The organism is Actinomadura sp. NPDC048032, assembly GCF_040653175.1.
In the GTDB taxonomy this organism is placed as follows: Bacteria; Actinomycetota; Actinomycetes; order Streptosporangiales; family Streptosporangiaceae; genus Spirillospora; species Spirillospora verrucosospora.
Window position 1 is genome coordinate 1 of record NZ_JBEZJP010000175.1, and the last position, 14,789, is coordinate 14,789.

General features: G+C 72.3%; 17 protein-coding genes. 9 read left to right on the forward strand and 8 right to left on the reverse strand.

The genetic code is table 11. The features are described from left to right. A partial coding sequence (locus AB0C69_RS22395; RefSeq protein ID WP_360356466.1) for an alpha/beta hydrolase occupies positions 1-295 on the reverse strand: 295 nt, incomplete at its 3' end. A 145-nt stretch (positions 296-440) separates the two neighbouring features. On the opposite strand from AB0C69_RS22395, the gene AB0C69_RS22400 reads away from it, so the two are divergent. Next, entirely contained in the window at positions 441-1,295 is an 855-nt protein-coding gene (locus AB0C69_RS22400; protein ID WP_345178759.1) for a helix-turn-helix transcriptional regulator, read from the forward strand. Positions 1,296-1,301: 6 nt separating this feature from the next. Here the strand turns inward: AB0C69_RS22400 and AB0C69_RS22405 are convergent, their stop codons facing one another. Next, on the reverse strand, positions 1,302-2,423 hold the full coding sequence (locus tag AB0C69_RS22405; protein WP_360356469.1) for a class I SAM-dependent methyltransferase: 1,122 nt from the start codon (positions 2,421-2,423) through the stop codon (positions 1,302-1,304). A 17-nt stretch (positions 2,424-2,440) separates the two neighbouring features. Between AB0C69_RS22405 and AB0C69_RS22410 the strand changes: the two genes are divergently transcribed. Then, positions 2,441-2,812, forward strand: coding sequence for a YrdB family protein (locus AB0C69_RS22410; RefSeq protein ID WP_360356472.1), 372 nt, complete (start codon positions 2,441-2,443; stop codon positions 2,810-2,812). Positions 2,813-2,831: 19 nt separating this feature from the next. Here AB0C69_RS22410 and AB0C69_RS22415 read toward each other — a convergent pair whose 3' ends face one another. Together AB0C69_RS22415 and AB0C69_RS22420 are read right to left on the reverse strand one after the other, a co-directional pair. Beyond that, positions 2,832-3,689 carry a helix-turn-helix domain-containing protein gene (locus AB0C69_RS22415; RefSeq protein WP_353833984.1) on the reverse strand — a complete coding sequence of 286 codons (858 nt, stop codon included), beginning with the start codon at positions 3,687-3,689 and terminating at the stop codon, positions 2,832-2,834. Positions 3,690-3,733: 44 nt separating this feature from the next. Next, positions 3,734-4,384 carry a DUF4097 family beta strand repeat-containing protein gene (locus AB0C69_RS22420; RefSeq protein WP_360356474.1) on the reverse strand — a complete coding sequence of 217 codons (651 nt, stop codon included), beginning with the start codon at positions 4,382-4,384 and terminating at the stop codon, positions 3,734-3,736. 243 nt (positions 4,385-4,627) lie between these two features. On the opposite strand from AB0C69_RS22420, the gene AB0C69_RS22425 reads away from it, so the two are divergent. Both AB0C69_RS22425 and AB0C69_RS22430 read left to right on the forward strand, forming a co-directional pair. Further along, a complete protein-coding gene (locus tag AB0C69_RS22425) occupies positions 4,628-6,016 on the forward strand; it encodes an MFS transporter (protein ID WP_360356477.1) in 1,389 nt (462 codons plus the stop codon). A gap of 9 nt (positions 6,017-6,025) precedes the next feature. Further along, positions 6,026-6,781, forward strand: a complete 756-nt coding sequence (locus tag AB0C69_RS22430) for an SDR family oxidoreductase (RefSeq protein ID WP_345178771.1) — start codon at positions 6,026-6,028, stop codon at positions 6,779-6,781. Between the two features lie 70 nt (positions 6,782-6,851). Here the strand turns inward: AB0C69_RS22430 and AB0C69_RS22435 are convergent, their stop codons facing one another. Further along, a complete protein-coding gene (locus AB0C69_RS22435) occupies positions 6,852-7,214 on the reverse strand; it encodes a nuclear transport factor 2 family protein (RefSeq protein ID WP_185029635.1) in 363 nt (120 codons plus the stop codon). Between the two features lie 178 nt (positions 7,215-7,392). Between AB0C69_RS22435 and AB0C69_RS22440 the strand changes: the two genes are divergently transcribed. The 3 genes from AB0C69_RS22440 (at position 7,393) to dnaN (ending at position 10,606) form a co-directional block, all read left to right on the forward strand. Beyond that, on the forward strand, positions 7,393-8,865 hold the full coding sequence (locus tag AB0C69_RS22440; protein ID WP_360356480.1) for an AlkA N-terminal domain-containing protein: 1,473 nt from the start codon (positions 7,393-7,395) through the stop codon (positions 8,863-8,865). A gap of 10 nt (positions 8,866-8,875) precedes the next feature. Further along, positions 8,876-9,385, forward strand: a complete 510-nt coding sequence (locus AB0C69_RS22445) for a methylated-DNA--[protein]-cysteine S-methyltransferase (RefSeq protein ID WP_360356483.1) — start codon at positions 8,876-8,878, stop codon at positions 9,383-9,385. A 75-nt stretch (positions 9,386-9,460) separates the two neighbouring features. After that, the gene (dnaN, locus tag AB0C69_RS22450) at positions 9,461-10,606 is read left to right on the forward strand and encodes a DNA polymerase III subunit beta (protein ID WP_360356485.1); all 1,146 of its coding nucleotides are present in this window, start codon (positions 9,461-9,463) and stop codon (positions 10,604-10,606) included. 297 nt (positions 10,607-10,903) lie between these two features. Here the strand turns inward: dnaN and AB0C69_RS22455 are convergent, their stop codons facing one another. Both AB0C69_RS22455 and AB0C69_RS22460 read right to left on the reverse strand, forming a co-directional pair. After that, on the reverse strand, positions 10,904-11,740 hold the full coding sequence (locus AB0C69_RS22455; RefSeq protein WP_360356488.1) for a hypothetical protein: 837 nt from the start codon (positions 11,738-11,740) through the stop codon (positions 10,904-10,906). A gap of 226 nt (positions 11,741-11,966) precedes the next feature. Further along, positions 11,967-12,530, reverse strand: a complete 564-nt coding sequence (locus AB0C69_RS22460) for an XRE family transcriptional regulator (protein ID WP_360356491.1) — start codon at positions 12,528-12,530, stop codon at positions 11,967-11,969. A gap of 279 nt (positions 12,531-12,809) precedes the next feature. Between AB0C69_RS22460 and AB0C69_RS22465 the strand changes: the two genes are divergently transcribed. Together AB0C69_RS22465 and AB0C69_RS22470 are read left to right on the forward strand one after the other, a co-directional pair. Continuing rightward, a complete protein-coding gene (locus AB0C69_RS22465; RefSeq protein WP_360356495.1) occupies positions 12,810-13,475 on the forward strand; it encodes a phenylalanine--tRNA ligase beta subunit-related protein in 666 nt (221 codons plus the stop codon). Further along, positions 13,475-14,347 carry an EamA family transporter gene (locus AB0C69_RS22470; RefSeq protein ID WP_360356498.1) on the forward strand — a complete coding sequence of 291 codons (873 nt, stop codon included), beginning with the start codon at positions 13,475-13,477 and terminating at the stop codon, positions 14,345-14,347. The genes AB0C69_RS22465 and AB0C69_RS22470 overlap by 1 nt, the downstream gene beginning before the upstream one ends. Positions 14,348-14,496: 149 nt before the next feature. Here AB0C69_RS22470 and AB0C69_RS22475 read toward each other — a convergent pair whose 3' ends face one another. Then, positions 14,497-14,685, reverse strand: a complete 189-nt coding sequence (locus AB0C69_RS22475) for a hypothetical protein (RefSeq protein WP_360356500.1) — start codon at positions 14,683-14,685, stop codon at positions 14,497-14,499. Between the last annotated feature and the right edge of the window lie 104 nt (positions 14,686-14,789).

Below are 14,789 nucleotides of genomic sequence, written 5' to 3' on the forward strand. Positions count from 1 at the left end.
CGGTCGGGGCGCCGAGCGAGAACCCGACCACGTCGGCGGGGCCCGTGCCGGCCTCCTCGATCACGGCGTTGACCTCCGCGCCGAGCCCCTCGATGGTGAGCGGGGAGCCGTCGTCGCGGGCGGGGTCGCTGCCGGAGAGGTCGGGCAGGACGACGGTGCGGTGATCGGTGAACCGGTCGAGCATCTGGTCCCACATGGCCGAGCCGGGCCCGACGCCGTGCACGAGGACGAGCGCGGGCCCGGAGCCCTCGACGCGGTAGGGGACGGTGGCGTTTCCAACTGTGACCTTCGGCATGGCGGTCGTCCTTCTCAGTGGTGTCGCTGGACGCCGTCAACGCTCGCAAGGCCGGGCCGCGATGAGAATCGGACGGTTCTGGCTAGGACAACCGGTCCCAGTCTCAGCTCTACGGGCATTCCGGACGGAGCGGAATCATGGGGGCATGGAGATGGACCGCAAGGAGCTCGCCGACTTCCTCCGCCGCTCCCGCGAGCGGCTGCGCCCTCAGGAGGTCGGGCTGGCGGCGGGCCCCCGGCGCCGCACCCCGGGGCTGCGCCGCGAGGAGGTGTCGCAGCTCGCCGGCATGTCGGCGGACTACTACATGCGCCTTGAGCAGGCCCGCAGCCCGCAGCCGTCCACGCAGCTGCTCGGCGCGCTCGCCCGCGCGCTGCGGCTCACGATCGACGAGCGCGACCACCTGTACGTCCTCGCCGGGCACCGCCCGCCCGCCGGGCCGTTCGCGGGCGAGTACGTCCGGCCGAGCATGCTGTACCTGCTGGACCGGCTGCACGAGACGCCGGCACAGATCATCGGCGACCTCGGGGACCTCCTGGCGCAGAACGCGCTGGCCGAGGCCCTTTTCGGATGCGTCTGCACGGTGGAGGAGCCCAACCGGAACATCGTGTGGCGGTGGTTCACCGACCCGTTCGTCCGGGAGGCGTACCCGGAGGAGGAGCATGAGCCGCACGGCCGCCGACACGTCGCCCAGCTGCGGGCGGCCGTCGCGCGGCGGGGCAACGACGCGGCCGCGTCCGCCCTGGTCGAACGGCTGCACGCGGCCAGCGACGAGTTCACCCGAGTCTGGGAACGGCACGAGGTCGCCGTCGAGCGCACCAGCCGGCTGAAGGTCGTCCACCCGGAGGTCGGCTTCATCGAGTTCGACACCGAGGCGCTGCTGACCCCGGCCGAGGACCAGCGGCTCTTCGTGTTCACACCGCCGCCCGGCACCGGCAGCATCGAGTCCCTCGACCTGCTGCGCGTCATCGGCCCGGAGACCGCGCACCGCAGCCACCGCTGACCGGCGTCACCCGGCGGTGAGCCGCCACAGGGACGTGGTCTCGGCGGCGCGGGCCGCGTGGAGGGGGTCGTCGGGATCGGCGGCGCGCGGGTGGCGCGGCGCGGTGTCGAGCCTGCCCGCGACCCGCAGGCCGGACGAGGCGATCATCTCCAGGAGCTCGTCCCGCGTGCGGAGGCCCAGGTGCTCGGCCAGGTCGGAAAGGATCAGCCAGCCTTCCCCGCCCGGTTCGAGGTGGTCGGCGAGCCCGGACAGGAAGCCGCGCAGCATCCGGCTGCCCGGATCGTAGACGGCGTGCTCCAGCGGGGTGCTGGGCTTGCCGGGAACCCAGGGAGGGTTGCAGACGGCCAGACCGGCGCGTCCGTCCGGGAAGAGGTCGGCTTGCACGACCTCGACGTTCACACTTAGCCGCTCCACGTTCTCCTGGGCGCAGGCCAGCGCGCGCGGGTCCTGGTCGGTGGCGACGACGTGCTCTATGCCACGACGTGCCAGTACCGCTGCCAGGACGCCCGTACCGGTTCCTATGTCGAAAGCCGTTTTCGTCGGCGGTAGCGGTGCCTCGCCCACCAGGTCTACGTACTCGCCTCTGACCGGCGAGAAGACGCCGTAGTGGGGGTGTATACGGTCGCCGCCAAGCGCCGGGATCGAGACGCCCTTCTCGCGCCATTCGTGGGCGCCGATCAGGCCGAGCAGCTCTCGCAGTGAGGTGATGTAGGGCTGGTCGTCCGGCCCGTAGGCCTCCGCGCAGGCGTCCTGGACGTCCGGGGCCCGCCGTAGCGGAATCACGTGACCGGGGGCGAACGGTATGAGCAGCATGCCGAGCGTCCGCGCGCGCTGGGCGCGTGCCTGCCGGTACAGGTGGAACGCCTGCGCGCGGTCCGGTTCGGGCTTGTTCTTGCGCCGCCGTGGGGGACGGTCGATCCGGCGTGCCATGGCCTTGAGAAGCTGCCGCGCGTTCTGGAAGTCACCGCGCCACAGAAGCGCGGTGCCTTCGCACGCCAGGCGATAGGCGTCGTCCGCGCGCGTCTCGTCGTCGGCGACCACGATGCGTCGGGGCGGCGGGGCGCCGCTCTCCGACCGCCAGCGGACGCGATGGTCCCGGCCGCCCTCCTGCCAGGAGATCTCGTCCACAGGAGTACCGTATCGGCGTGCGTCTACCTGGGGCCTTGCATGCCGCCAACGAAGGCCTCGCCTTCCTGCTGGAACTCGCCGCCATCGCCGCCCTCGCCTGGTGGGGCTTCACGACGGGCGGGAACGTTCTGGTCAACATCGTCCTCGGGCTCGGTGCGCCCGCGGCCGCGATCGTCCTGTGGGGCATGTTCGCCGCGCCACGGGCCCGCTTCAAGATCCCGCTGCCGCTCGTGCTGCTGGTGAAGGCCGCCGTGTTCGGCGCCGGCGCGCTCGCCTTCCACGGCGTCGGCCACACCGCGGCGGCCGTCGCCTTCGCGGTGATCGCCGTGGTCAACACCGCCCTCGCCACCGCCGACCGCGACGCCCACTTCCGCAAGGCCGCCGAGTGAGTCGGCCGCGGGCCCGCCCTCAGGCGAGGTCGGCGCTGGAGAGGTGCGCGGACGTCTCGGCCAGCCTGTGCAGCGCCGCCTCTGACGGCGAGCCCGGTTCGGCCGCGTAGAGCATGAGGCGGCTGAGGTCGGGGTCGCCGGGCAGGTGCAGGGTCTCGAACGGCAGGACGAGCCGTCCCACCTCGGGATGGTCGATGCGGGCCTCGCCGTTCGTCAGGTCCGTGACGTGGTGCGCCGACCACAGGCGGCCGAACTCCGGGCTCCGCTCCCGCAGGCAGTCGATGACCGCGCGCAGGTGCGGGTCGTCCGGGTCCTGGCCGGAGCGGAAGCGCAGGTAGGCCGCGTTGCGGCGGGCCACCGCCGGCCAATTGCCGCCGAGCCGGGCCTTGTAGTCGGGGTTCAGGTGGATCTGGTGCGACCAGGTCCGCTCGTCCGGCGGGACGTTCGCCAGGTCGACGAACACGGCGGCGGTGAGCCGGTTCCACGCGACCACGTTCGTGTAGTGCCCGACGACGTAGGCGGGCGCGTGCGTGAACGCGTCGAGCAGGTGCTGCAGCGGGGCCCGCAGGCGCGGAGGCGCGGTGAGGGGCGCGCGGCGCGGCGGGTGAGCGAGCCGGTGCAGGTGGGCGTGCTCGTCGCCGTCCAGCCGCAGCGCCCGCGAGATCGCGTCCAGGACCTCGGTGGACACGCCGTCGGCCGTGCCCTGCTCCAGCCTGATGTAGTACGCGACGCTGACCCCGGCGAGCTGCGCCAGCTCCTCGCGCCGCAGGCCCGGGACGCGCCGCCGCGTCCCGTAGGAGGGCAGGCCGGCGTCGTCGGGACGGAGCCGCGCCCTCCGCGACTTGAGGAACTCGCCGAGTTCGCCGTTGCGCGCCATGCGGCCGAGGCTATCCGGGGCCGCCTCGCGCGAGGACCGACGGGTCAGGCGGTCCTGGTGGTGATGTCACCGTTGCTGGTGCTGACGTCGAGCCGGTACTCCGCGGACGGGTCGTTCGGAATGCCGAGCCGCCGGTCTCCGTCGCCGGTGTGCGTGCTCACGCGGTAGCGCCCCGCGGGCATGGTGACCGTGACCTCGCCGTTGTCCGTCTTCGCGCGGACGTTCTGCGGCGAACCGGGGGTCAGGGTGACGTCGCCGTTGTCCGTCTCGGCGTCGATGCCGCCCTTGAGGCCGCTCCCCCGGATCTCGCCGTTGTCCGTTCTGACCTTGATCGGCCCTGTGGCCCCGTCCAGGCGGATGGAGCCCGAATCCGTGGTCACGTCCACCTTGCCCACCTTGGACAGGGTGATGGAGCCGTTCGAGGTGCCGCCGGACACGGGAAGGCCGGCCGGGAGTTCGACCGTGTAGCTCACCGAGCAGCGGGAGCCGCAGCCGCGCAGGGTGAGGACGCCGTTCTCGATCTGGTGCGTGGGCCCGCCGGGCCTGTCACCTCGGTACTTGACCTCGCGGTGCAGGGTCGTCTTGGACGACCCGCCGTGCAGCGTCACGCCGCCGGACCCGATCTGGTCCAGTCGCACAGCGGTGATTTTGCCCTTCAGCGTGGCGTCGTCCTCGTAGGTGGAAGCGAATGCCACGTCGCATGCGCTGAGGGCGGTCACGCTGACCGCTGCTAGGGCGAGGGCGAGAACTTTGCCACGCACTGAAGCCTCCTGGTCGATCCAGCTGAACGCTGCTGAGCCTAGGGAGACGGGTCCCGGATGGCCGTCACGCCAGGGAGCCAGGTTGGCTCTCCCTCCCAGTGCCTGAGCCTGCTACTGGGAGTAGTACGAACGAGCGGGGACTGGGTAAGCGCGCCCAGCGCAGCGAGGGTCTCTGCCATGACCGCACTCACTACCGCAGTGTCCGCTCCCCCAGAGCGGATGACGTCACGGCACAAGCTGGTACTGACCCTCCTGCTCGGCGCGCAGTTCATGCTCGCCATCGACTTCTCCATCCTGAACGTGGCGATGCCCGTCGTCGGCAGAGGACTGGGCTTCGGGCTGGACGAACTCCAGTGGATCGCCACGGCGTTCGCCCTCCCCGCCGCCGGATTCACGCTGCTGTTCGGCCGCGTGGCCGATCTGTCCGGCCGGCGCCGGATGCTGCTCGCGGGGATGGCGCTCCTGGCCGGAGGCTCCCTGGTCGGCGGGCTGGCCACCTCACCGGCGCTGCTGCTCACCGGACGCGTCCTCCAGGGCCTCGCCACGGCGATCGCCACCCCGGCCGCGCTGTCGCTGCTCACCACGTCCTTCCCGGAGGGGCCGCTGCGGACCCGGGCGCTCGGGCTCAGCGGCGCGCTGATGTCGGCCGGGTTCACCGTCGGCGCGATCCTCGGCGGCCTGCTGACCGACCTGCTGAGCTGGCGCTGGGCCTTCCTCGTCAACGTGCCGGTCGCGGTGCTGATCTTCGCGGTCACGCCCGCCGTGGTCGCGGAGAGCCGGTCCCGGGACCGGGCGAGGCTGGACGTTCCCGGCGCGGTCACCGTGACCGGCGGCCTCCTCGCCCTCGTCTACGGGATCACGTCCGCCGGGTCGGCCGGCTGGGGCTTCCCGGCAGCGCTCGGCGCGCTGGCCGCCGCCGCGGTCCTGCTCACCGCGTTCATCCTGGTCGAGCGGCGGTCCCCGGCCCCGCTCGCGCCGCTGGACGTCCTCACCCGCCGCACCGTCACCTGGGGCAACGTGGGCGGGTTCGTCGCGTTCGCCACGGAGACGTCGCTGGTGTTCCTGATGACCCTCTACCTCCAGAAGGTCCTGGGCTTCTCGCCGCTGGCGACCGGGCTGGCGCTCGGCGTCCTCGGCGCCGGGACGTTCGCCGGGGGTGTCGCCGCGCCCCGCCTCATGGGACGGTTCGGCGGCCGGGCGACGCTCGTGTCCGGCCTCGTGCTGCAGGCCGCCGCCACCGCCGCGCTGCTGGGCCTCGGGGAGTCGCGCGGCGCCCTCGGCCTGCTGCTCGCCGCCACCGCCGTCGGGGGGTTCGGGAACCTCGTCGCGATCGTCGCCTTCATGGGGATCGCGACGTCCGGGCTGCCGGACCGCGAGCAGGGCCTCGCGACCGGGCTCGCCACGATGACGCAGCAGGTCGCGATCACCCTCGGCATCCCGGTGATGAGCGCGGTGGCCACCGCGAACGCGTCCGTCCTCGGCGGCGTCCGCACGGCGACGGCCGTGAACGTCGCCGTCGTCCTCGCGGGAGCGGCCCTCGCCGGCGCGTTCCTGCGCCGCTCGTAGGGGACCGCCGTGGATCTCGAACTCGAAGGCAGGGTCTACATCGTGACCGGCGCGTCCGCCGGGATCGGCGAGGCGACCGCCGCCCTCCTGGCCCGCGAGGGGGCCCGGGTCGTGCGGGTGGCCCGCTCCCCCGTCGACGTGGCCGCCGACCTCACCCGGCCCGACGCCGCGCAGCACGTCGTGGACGTCGCGCTGGAACGGCACGGACGCCTGGACGGCCTCGTCAACAACGCGGGCGCCCTCGAATCCCGGATCGGGTTCCTCGACGTCACCGACGCCCAATGGCACGCGACGTTCGAGCTGAACCTGCACGCCGCCGTGCGCATGGCCCGTGCCGCGCTGCCCGCGCTCATCGACCAGGGGGCAGGGAGCATCGTGCACGTCTCCAGCGAGGCCGCCCGTTTTCCCGATACGCCACTGGTCGACTATGCGGCGTCCAAGACGGCGCTCCTGTCAGTGTCCAAGACGCTGGCGGGGGAGTTCGGGCGATGCGGGATCCGCTCCAACGTCGTCGCGCCTGGCCCGACCCGCACGCGGCTGTGGGACGAGCCCGGAGGGTTCGCCGACCAGCTCGCCGACCAGTACGGCCTACCGGTGGAGGAGGCGATCCAACGATTCGTCCAGGACGAACGGCGGCTCCCCACCGGACGCCTTGGCACGCCCCAGGACGTCGCACGGGTCATCACTTTCCTGCTGTCACCGCTGGCCGCCCAAGTCACCGGCGCCGAATGGGCCGTGGACGGGGGAGCGCTACGGCAACTCTGAGCCTGCGTGCCGGACGTCACGGGCGTCCGGCACGCTGCCCCCCTCTTGCGACACAGACCGGAAGGCCAGGTCAGGCCGGAACCTTGTCGAGGAACCCGGTGACCCGGTCGAAGCGGCCCTCGTCGTCGAACGTCGCCACGTCGAAGCCGACCACGATCGCCTCGCCGCCCTCCGGACCGAGTTCCCAGGTGAAACGAGCCACGTTGTGGTGGGCGTCCACCGTCCCCGCCGCACGGAACACCAGGCCGGGGAACTGCTGCTGGGCGGCTCCGACGAACGCGTCGATCGCGTCGCGCCCCTCCGCCACGCCGAGCGGGTCCACGTAGACGGGGCTCTCCGTCCACAGCTCGTCGATCGCTGCGCGCCGGGCGGCCGGGTCGGTCTCGTTCCACACGGCCAGGTAGCGCTCGACCCGCTGCTGCACATCGCTCATGTCATGACTCCCATCTGGTTCTTCGGGTTCGTCGCCCCGATGACCTCTACGGTGCCGGGCCCGCGGCGGAAGATCGATTACCTGGGAGGTCATGCCCGCGCGGCCGGTGACCCGGGCCGCGACGATGATGTCGGATTCCTGCCAGTGAAGACCCCTGACCATCGGTGATGCTGGAGGCATGCACGAGGACGTGGAAAGGTGCGTGCGGGCCTTCCAGGCGAAGGACGCCCGCTTCGATGGATGGTTCTTCGGCGGGGTCGTGACCACCGGGATCTACTGCCGTCCAAGCTGCCCCGTGGTCCCGCCCAAGCCGGAGAACATGCGCTTCTACCCGAGCGCTGCCGCCGCCCAGCAGGCCGGGTTCCGGGCTTGCAAACGTTGCCGTCCCGACACGTCCCCTGGCTCCCCCGAATGGAACCACCGCGCGGACCTCGTCGCTCGGGCCATGCGCCTCATCGCCGACGGCGTCGTCGACCGAGAAGGCGTTCCCGGCCTCGCGGCACGGCTCGGCTACAGCACGCGGCAGATAGAGCGCCAGCTCAACGCCGAACTAGGCGCGGGCCCACTCGCCCTGGCACGAGCCCAGCGCGCGCAGACGGCACGGCTCCTCATCGAGACGACAGCCCTCCCCATGGGGGACGTTGCCTTCGCGGCGGGATTCGCCAGCATCCGCGCCTTCAACGACACCGTCCGCAAGGTTTTCGCGCTCACCCCGTCCGCCCTGCGCGACCGTGTCGCGAAGGGACATCCGCCTGCCGGGGCCGGTGCGCTGTCGCTGCGGCTGCCGTTCCGGGCCCCGCTGTGCCCGGACAACCTGTTCGGGCACCTCGCCGCCACCGCCGTCCCGGGCGTCGAGGAGTGGCGGGACGGCGCGTTCCGCCGCGCCATGCGGCTGCCCCACGGGCACGGCATCGCCACCCTGCGGCCCCGGCCGGACCACGTCGCCTGCACGCTCAGCCTCAGCGACCTGCGCGACCTCCCCATCGCGATCAGCCGCTGCCGCTGGATGCTCGACCTGGACGCCGATCCCGTCGCCGTGGACGACCTCCTCCGCACCGACCCCGTCCTCGCGCCGCTCGTGGACAAGGCCCCCGGGCGCCGTGTGCCCCGCACCGTGGACGCCCCCGAGTTCGCCGTCCGCGCCGTCCTGGGCCAGCAGGTCTCGACGGCCGCGGCCCGCACCCACGCGGCGCGCCTGGTCACCGCTTACGGCGACCCCATCGACGACCAGGGCGGCGGGCTGACGCACCTCTTCCCGACCCCCGCCGCCCTTGCCGAACTCGACCCGGATTCCCTCGCCTTCCCCAAGACCCGCCGCACCACCCTCACGACCCTTGTCGACGCCCTCGCCAAGGGGGAGATCGACCTCGGCGTAGGGAGCGACTGGGACGAGGCCCGCGCGCGCTTGTCCGCCCTGCCCGGCTTCGGCCCGTGGACCGTCGAGACCATCGCCATGCGAGCCCTCGGTGACCCGGACGCGTTCATCCCCGGCGACCTCGGCATCAGGGCGGCAGCAGCGGCACTCGAACTTCCCGCCACACCTGCGGCCCTCACCCGACGCGCCGCACAATGGCGGCCATGGCGCGCCTACTCCGTCCAGTACCTGTGGGCCACCCTCGACCACGCCATCAACCTGCTCCCCGCGAACTGAAGGAACCGCTGTGGAAACAACGCACGTCGTCATAGAGAGCGTCGTAGGTCCGCTCACCTTGGTCGCCACCGACGGCGCCCTGTCCGGGCTCTACATGGAGATGCAGCGGCACCGTCCAGCCCAGGAGACCTTCGGCGCCCCAGGCGACCCCGAAGACGAACCCTTCGCCACCGTCGCCGCGCAACTCTCCGCGTACTTCGCAGGCGACCTGACCGAGTTCGAGCTGCCGCTCCGCCTCCGCGGGACGCCCTTCCAGGCGCGCGTCTGGGCCGCCCTCCAGGAGATCCCCTACGGGGAGACCGTCACCTATGGCGAACTCGCCACCGAGATCGGCAGCCCGTCCGCGTCCCGCGCGGTCGGCCTCGCCAACGGGCGCAACCCGGTCGGCGTCATCGTGCCCTGCCACCGCGTCGTCGGCTCCACCGGCTCCCTCACCGGCTACGGCGGCGGCCTCGACCGCAAGCGCTACCTCCTCGACTTCGAGCGCAAGGTCCGGGCCACCGAGAACGCGCTCTTCTGACCCTCGCGGAGGATTGTCGGAGCCGCGGGTTACCGTGCTCGTGATGGCCGTCCAACCGGAGAAGGGCTGATCGCAGTGGAGTTCCGAGTCGAGCGCCAGACGTTGGCCGACGCGGTGGCGTGGGCTGCGCGGACGCTGCCGGCACGTCCCGCGCTCCCCGTTCTCGCGGGCATGCTCATCGAGGTCACCGAGCAGGGCGGGCTCACCCTCGGCGCGTTCGACTACGAGGTGTCCGCCCACGCCACCGACGAGGCGGCCGTGGCGGAGCCGGGCCGCGGCCTCGTCCCCGGACGGCTGCTGTCCGACATCGTGCGCAACCTCCCGAACCAGCCCGTGGAGGTCTTCACCAAGGGCTCCGAGGTCGTCGTCCGCTGCGGGCCCGCCGAGTTCGGCCTCCTGACGCTCCCCGTCGAGGACTACCCCACCCTCCCCGAGCCGCCCGCCGTCGCCGGCACCGTCCCCGGCGACCTGTTCGCCGCCGCCGTCGCGCAGGTCACCCCGGCGGCCGGACGCGACGACACCCTGCCCATGCTCACCGGCGTCCGGATCGACATCGAGGGCGACACGATGTGGCTCGCCTGCACCGACCGGTACCGCATCGCGGCCCGCGAGCTGACCTGGTCCCCCGCGGAGCCCGACTTCACCGCGGGGGTCGTCGTCCCCGCCCGCACCCTCGCCGACACCGCCAAGGCGATCAAGCGCGGCGCGGACGTCTCCATCGGCCTCGGCGGCACCGCCGACACCCTGATCGGCATCTCCGGCGGCGGCCGCAGCATGACCAGCCGGCTCCTCGACGACCAGTACATCAACTACCGTTCCCGCCTCACCGGCACCTGGACGTCGGTCGCCGAGATCCGCGTGGCCCCCTTCGTCGAGGCGATCAAGCGCGCCGCCCTCGTCACCGAGCGCGGCACGCCCATCCGGCTGGCCTTCACCGCCGACGAGGTCCGCATCCGCGCCGCCACCGGCGACTCCGCCCGCGCCAACGAGAGCGTCGGCGCCCACCTCGACGGCGACGACATCGACATCGCCTTCGCCCCCCAGTACCTGCTCGACGGCCTCGCGGGCATCGACACCGAGTACGCCCGCCTCGAATGCACCGGCCCCACCAAGGCCGCCCTCCTCACCGCCATCCCCGACAAGAAGGACGACGAGCCCGACCCCGAGAACACCGACACCGGCTACCGCTACCTGGCCATGCCCGTCCGCCTGACCAGCTAGCTGTGTTGCGCAGCCCCGGCCCACTTCGCTCGCCTGGCGGCTGTGTTTCAACGTCCCGGTCCACTTCGCTCGCCTGGCGGCTCGCCACGTGACCGGGCCCGGGCGAACGCGGCATCGCTTCGCGATCTGCCCGGCTCCGCTCGCCTCCGGCTTCGCTCCACCGGCCAGGTAGCGCGTTCGCGCGTGCGGCCAGGCCACTTCGAGACAGGCGCTAGCCCCCACGTCAGCCCAACAGCCCCACCCGCGCACCGCCACCCGGACCCGCCCTCACACGCTCGGCCCCCGATACGCTGAGGATTACCGCCTTGGCGCGCCCCACCACGTCCCGTCCTGATGGTGGACGCGGTTCCAGTCGTTGCCGGAGGCGTCGTCGGGCACTGGGACGAGCATCGCTTCCGCCTCGGCGCACACGTGCTCGACCTGGCTCACCCTCAGACGTCGACAGTCCCAGAGCAACTCAGCCATCTCGCCAGCCAGGGGATCCTCGGGCGGTGTCGCCTCGGACAGGTCGGTGCCGGTGATGGCCGCGAGGTCGGCGGCGGGGATGCCGAGGGCGGTCGCGAAGCCGCCCACCCAGTCCGGCCTCAACGGATTCGCGCCCGCGGCGATGCGGGCGTAGGTGGAGGCGGCCAGGTACATGCGACCTCGGGTCAGCAGGTGAAGCGTCTTGGCGGCGGCGATCAGGGCATGGAGGTTCCGGTTGGCGCACAGCATGGTGACGAGCATCGCGCCCAAGCCACCGCCCCCCCGGTAGAAGTCTCGCGGCGGATCGGCTGACCGGACGCGGGGCGGTTGGGGCAGATTCTCGACCGTTTCGTGGATGTGGGTCCGCTGATCTGCCGGCAGGGCCATCACGACATGGATGAGGTCCACGAGTTCGGAGCCCGCTGCCGCTTCGCAGGGCTGAAGGGCCTCCGGCACCGAGAGTCCGGCGATCACGAAGAGGTCGGCAGTGCGGAAACCCAGCGCGGCGGCAAGGCCCTCGACTTGCGACGCGGACGGGGTCACGCCGCCGGCCACCGAGCGCAGCTCGGATTCCGGGATGCCGGACGCCGAGGCCAGCCAGGCGATGTCCGTCTGGCGGGAGTTGAGGAGCCGCGTCAATAACACGCCAAAGTCGGGATCATTCGCCATGCCGCCACATTAACCCCGACGAGGACCCGACGGCCGGACAGGCGCGGCGCCGGCTGGGGACCTGCTCCGACACCCACGAGATCATCACCGCCGCTCACCGCCACCAGGAGCTATCACTTCGAATGAGACAACCGTCCGCCCACTCGTCCGGAGGGAAGTGGCCAACCGGAGGTCAGGGGCATGGGCGGTGGCCAGATCAACCCGGACCTCACAATGAGGGGTGTGGTCAGAGGTCGAGGACGGCCAGGACGAAGCGGACTTCGCGGGTGCTCGCGTTGCCGTAGGAGTGGGGGCGGTCGCCGACGAAGACGGCGGCCGTACCGGCCTCGACGAGGTCGGACCGGCCGTCCACGCCCAGAGTGAGCGTGCCCTCCTGGACGTACACGATCTCCTTGGTGCCCGGCACGTGCGCGTCGCTCTCGCGCGTCTCGCCAGGCTGGAGCACCCAGTTCCACAGCTCCAGCGACGGGCGCGGGTCGCTGCCGGCCAGCAGCGTTCCCGTCCCGCCGTGCTCGCCCTCCCACAGCACGACGTGCCGCTCCGGCCGGAACATCCGCACCGCCGGCTCCTCCTCGACCTGGACGAGCCGGGTGAGCGGCACCCCCAGCGCGTCGGAGATCCGGATGAGCGTCCCCAGGTTCGGGTTGCCGCGCCCCTGCTCCAGCCCGACCAGCACGCCCTTGCTCACCCCGGCGCGCCCGGCGAGCTCGTCCAGGCTCCACCCGTGCCCGGCCCGCAGGGCCCGCACCGTCCGCGCCACGGCCTCGCCGATCGCCTCCTGACCGCTCAAGCGCCCTCCAGCCGCCTCGCTCCGGTCCGCCGCATGCCAGTCTCCCGCACGCGCGGGGCACGCCGACGTCGCGTGCCCCAACGTCGGCCACGTGAAGGACGGCTCCGAATGCCGCTGAGATGCGTCGACCGCACCTTCAGCGCTGGCGGGAACTCCCTCCTCCGGGCCGGCGGCCGGGACTGGAAGCGGGGGGCCGGACGTTGCTTCACTTGGGATCCTCCGCCACGGTCGATATGATGATATGTCGATATCATTAAAGTGACCGTGCGGAGGATGGGGATGCTGGAGCGAATCGTGGTGGACGAGGCCGTGCGGGAGCTGCGTCCCGACTTCGCCGTGCTCGTCATGACCGCCGAGGGGCTGGAGAACGGGCCGAGCGACGAGACCGGCGAGGGATGGTTGGCCGAGGCGGCGAAGACGGCGGACCCGGACGATCCGCACGTCGAGGCGTGGCGCGAGGCCTACCGCGCGTTCGGGGCCAAGCCGCAGCGGACCCGGCCCTCGGTGGACGCGCTGCTGCGCCGGGCCGACGCGCTCCCGTCCATCAACAGGGTCGTGGACGCCTACAACGCGGTGAGCGTCGAGTACGCGCTGCCCATCGGCGGCGAGGACCTGGACGCCTACCAGGGACCGGCGCGGCTGGTCAGGGCCACCGGCGACGAGCCGTTCGACGTGGTCGCGGGCGGTGAGCCCGCGGTCGAGCACCCGAACCCCGGCGAGGTCGTCTGGCGGGACGACCAGGGCGTCACCTGCCGGCGCTGGAACTGGCGCCAGTGCGTCCGGACGCGGCTGACGGAGACCACGAAGAACGGCCTGTTCCTCTTCGAACGCCTGGAGCCGTACCCCCTCGACCGGCTGGCGGAGGCCGGCGACCGGCTCGCGGAGCGGCTGCGGACGATCTCGCCCGGCGTGCGGATCGAGACCAGGCTGATCGGCGGGCGTTGATGGTCACGGTTCTCGCCCTGGCCGCCGCCCTCGCCTACGGGGTCGCCGACTTCCTCGGCGGGACCGTGACCCGTGGATCGACCGCGATCAGAGCGCTGACCTGGTGCGTTCCGATCGGGCTGGCGGTCGTGCTGGTGTCGGCGCTGCTCACCGGCGGTGACGTGAGCCCCGGGCCGATGGCCTGGGGGTTCGTGGCCGGCCTCTGCGGCGGCGGCGGGCTGATCGCTTTCTACCGGGCCCTCGCGCGGGGCCCGATGAGCGTGGTGGCGCCGGTGTCGGCGCTGGCCGCGGCCGTGATCCCGGTGGCCGTGGGCGTCGCCCAGGGCGAGCGGCTGGACGCGTCCGTCCTGCTCGGCGTCCTGCTCTGCCTCGTCGCGATCGGCCTGGTCAGCATGGAGGCCGGCGACGGGCCGGCGGCTGAGGGGGCCGGACGGCGGCGTCTCCTGGACTCGGGCCCGGTGATGGCCGCCCTGTCCGGCAGCTGCTTCGGCGTCTTCTTCGTCCTGCTGAAGGAGGCGGGGGACGGCACCGGGCTCTGGCCGATCGTCGGCGCCCGCCTCGGCAACCTCGCCATCGTGGCGGTCGCGCTGCTGTTCCTGGCGGCCCGCGGCGGCAACGCGGGCCCGAGGCTGTCCGGCCGGAAGCTGATCGTCCTGGCGCTGCTGTCCGGGAGCCTGGACGCGGGGGCGAACGTGCTGTACTTCCTCGCGGTCCACCACGGCATGCTCAGCCTCGCGGCCGTCCTCACGTCCCTCTACCCGGCGATCACCGTCCTGCTGGCGAGAGTCGCCTACAGCGAGCGCCTGCGGGCCGTCCAGCGCGTCGGCATGGCCGTCGCCGTGGCGGGTGTGGCGCTCGTCACGGTCGGCTGACGGCTGCTCAGGATCGCCGAGCCCTTCCCAGGAGCTGCGACATCGCAGTTCCTGCCGAACCGGCCTCGGACTGCGGCCGGAGACCGAAGAGTGGAGGCCCGGCAGATCTGCCGGGCCCCAGGCTGGGCGACAGCCGGCGCGCGCGCCGACTACCGCTGCTCCTCGACGACGGTCGTGTCCGTCGTGTGCCGGGCGGCATCCGAGCCGGTCCGCCCGTCGCGGTCACCGGTCGAGACGCGGCTGCGGCCGCTGGCCTCGGTCTCGATCCCGTAGACGGTGGGGTTGGCGGGGTCGTCGAAGCGGTCGACCTTCGAGATCCCGAAAACGAGTTCGCGCATGGCAGTTTCACCTGTTTTTCTCGTCTGTTCGCCTCGTCCGGTCGATGTCCGGACGAGCCAGCCGTGTGGTTCGGCTGTAGATGACTGTGCGGCTACGGCGGAAG

Excerpts from the sequence above, each read along its gene's own strand:
- AB0C69_RS22435 (WP_185029635.1), bottom strand. The coding sequence starts at position 7,214 with ATGAGCGATGTGCAGCAGCGGGTCGAGCGCTACCTGGCCGTGTGGAAC.
- AB0C69_RS22470 (WP_360356498.1), top strand. The coding sequence starts at position 13,475 with ATGGTCACGGTTCTCGCCCTGGCCGCCGCCCTCGCCTACGGGGTCGCC.
- AB0C69_RS22440 (WP_360356480.1), top strand. The coding sequence starts at position 7,393 with ATGCACGAGGACGTGGAAAGGTGCGTGCGGGCCTTCCAGGCGAAGGAC.
- AB0C69_RS22425 (WP_360356477.1), top strand. The coding sequence starts at position 4,628 with ATGACCGCACTCACTACCGCAGTGTCCGCTCCCCCAGAGCGGATGACG.
- AB0C69_RS22415 (WP_353833984.1), bottom strand. The coding sequence starts at position 3,689 with ATGGCGCGCAACGGCGAACTCGGCGAGTTCCTCAAGTCGCGGAGGGCG.
- AB0C69_RS22455 (WP_360356488.1), bottom strand. The coding sequence starts at position 11,740 with ATGGCGAATGATCCCGACTTTGGCGTGTTATTGACGCGGCTCCTCAAC.
- AB0C69_RS22465 (WP_360356495.1), top strand. The coding sequence starts at position 12,810 with ATGCTGGAGCGAATCGTGGTGGACGAGGCCGTGCGGGAGCTGCGTCCC.
- AB0C69_RS22400 (WP_345178759.1), top strand. The coding sequence starts at position 441 with ATGGAGATGGACCGCAAGGAGCTCGCCGACTTCCTCCGCCGCTCCCGC.
- AB0C69_RS22475 (WP_360356500.1), bottom strand. The coding sequence starts at position 14,685 with ATGCGCGAACTCGTTTTCGGGATCTCGAAGGTCGACCGCTTCGACGAC.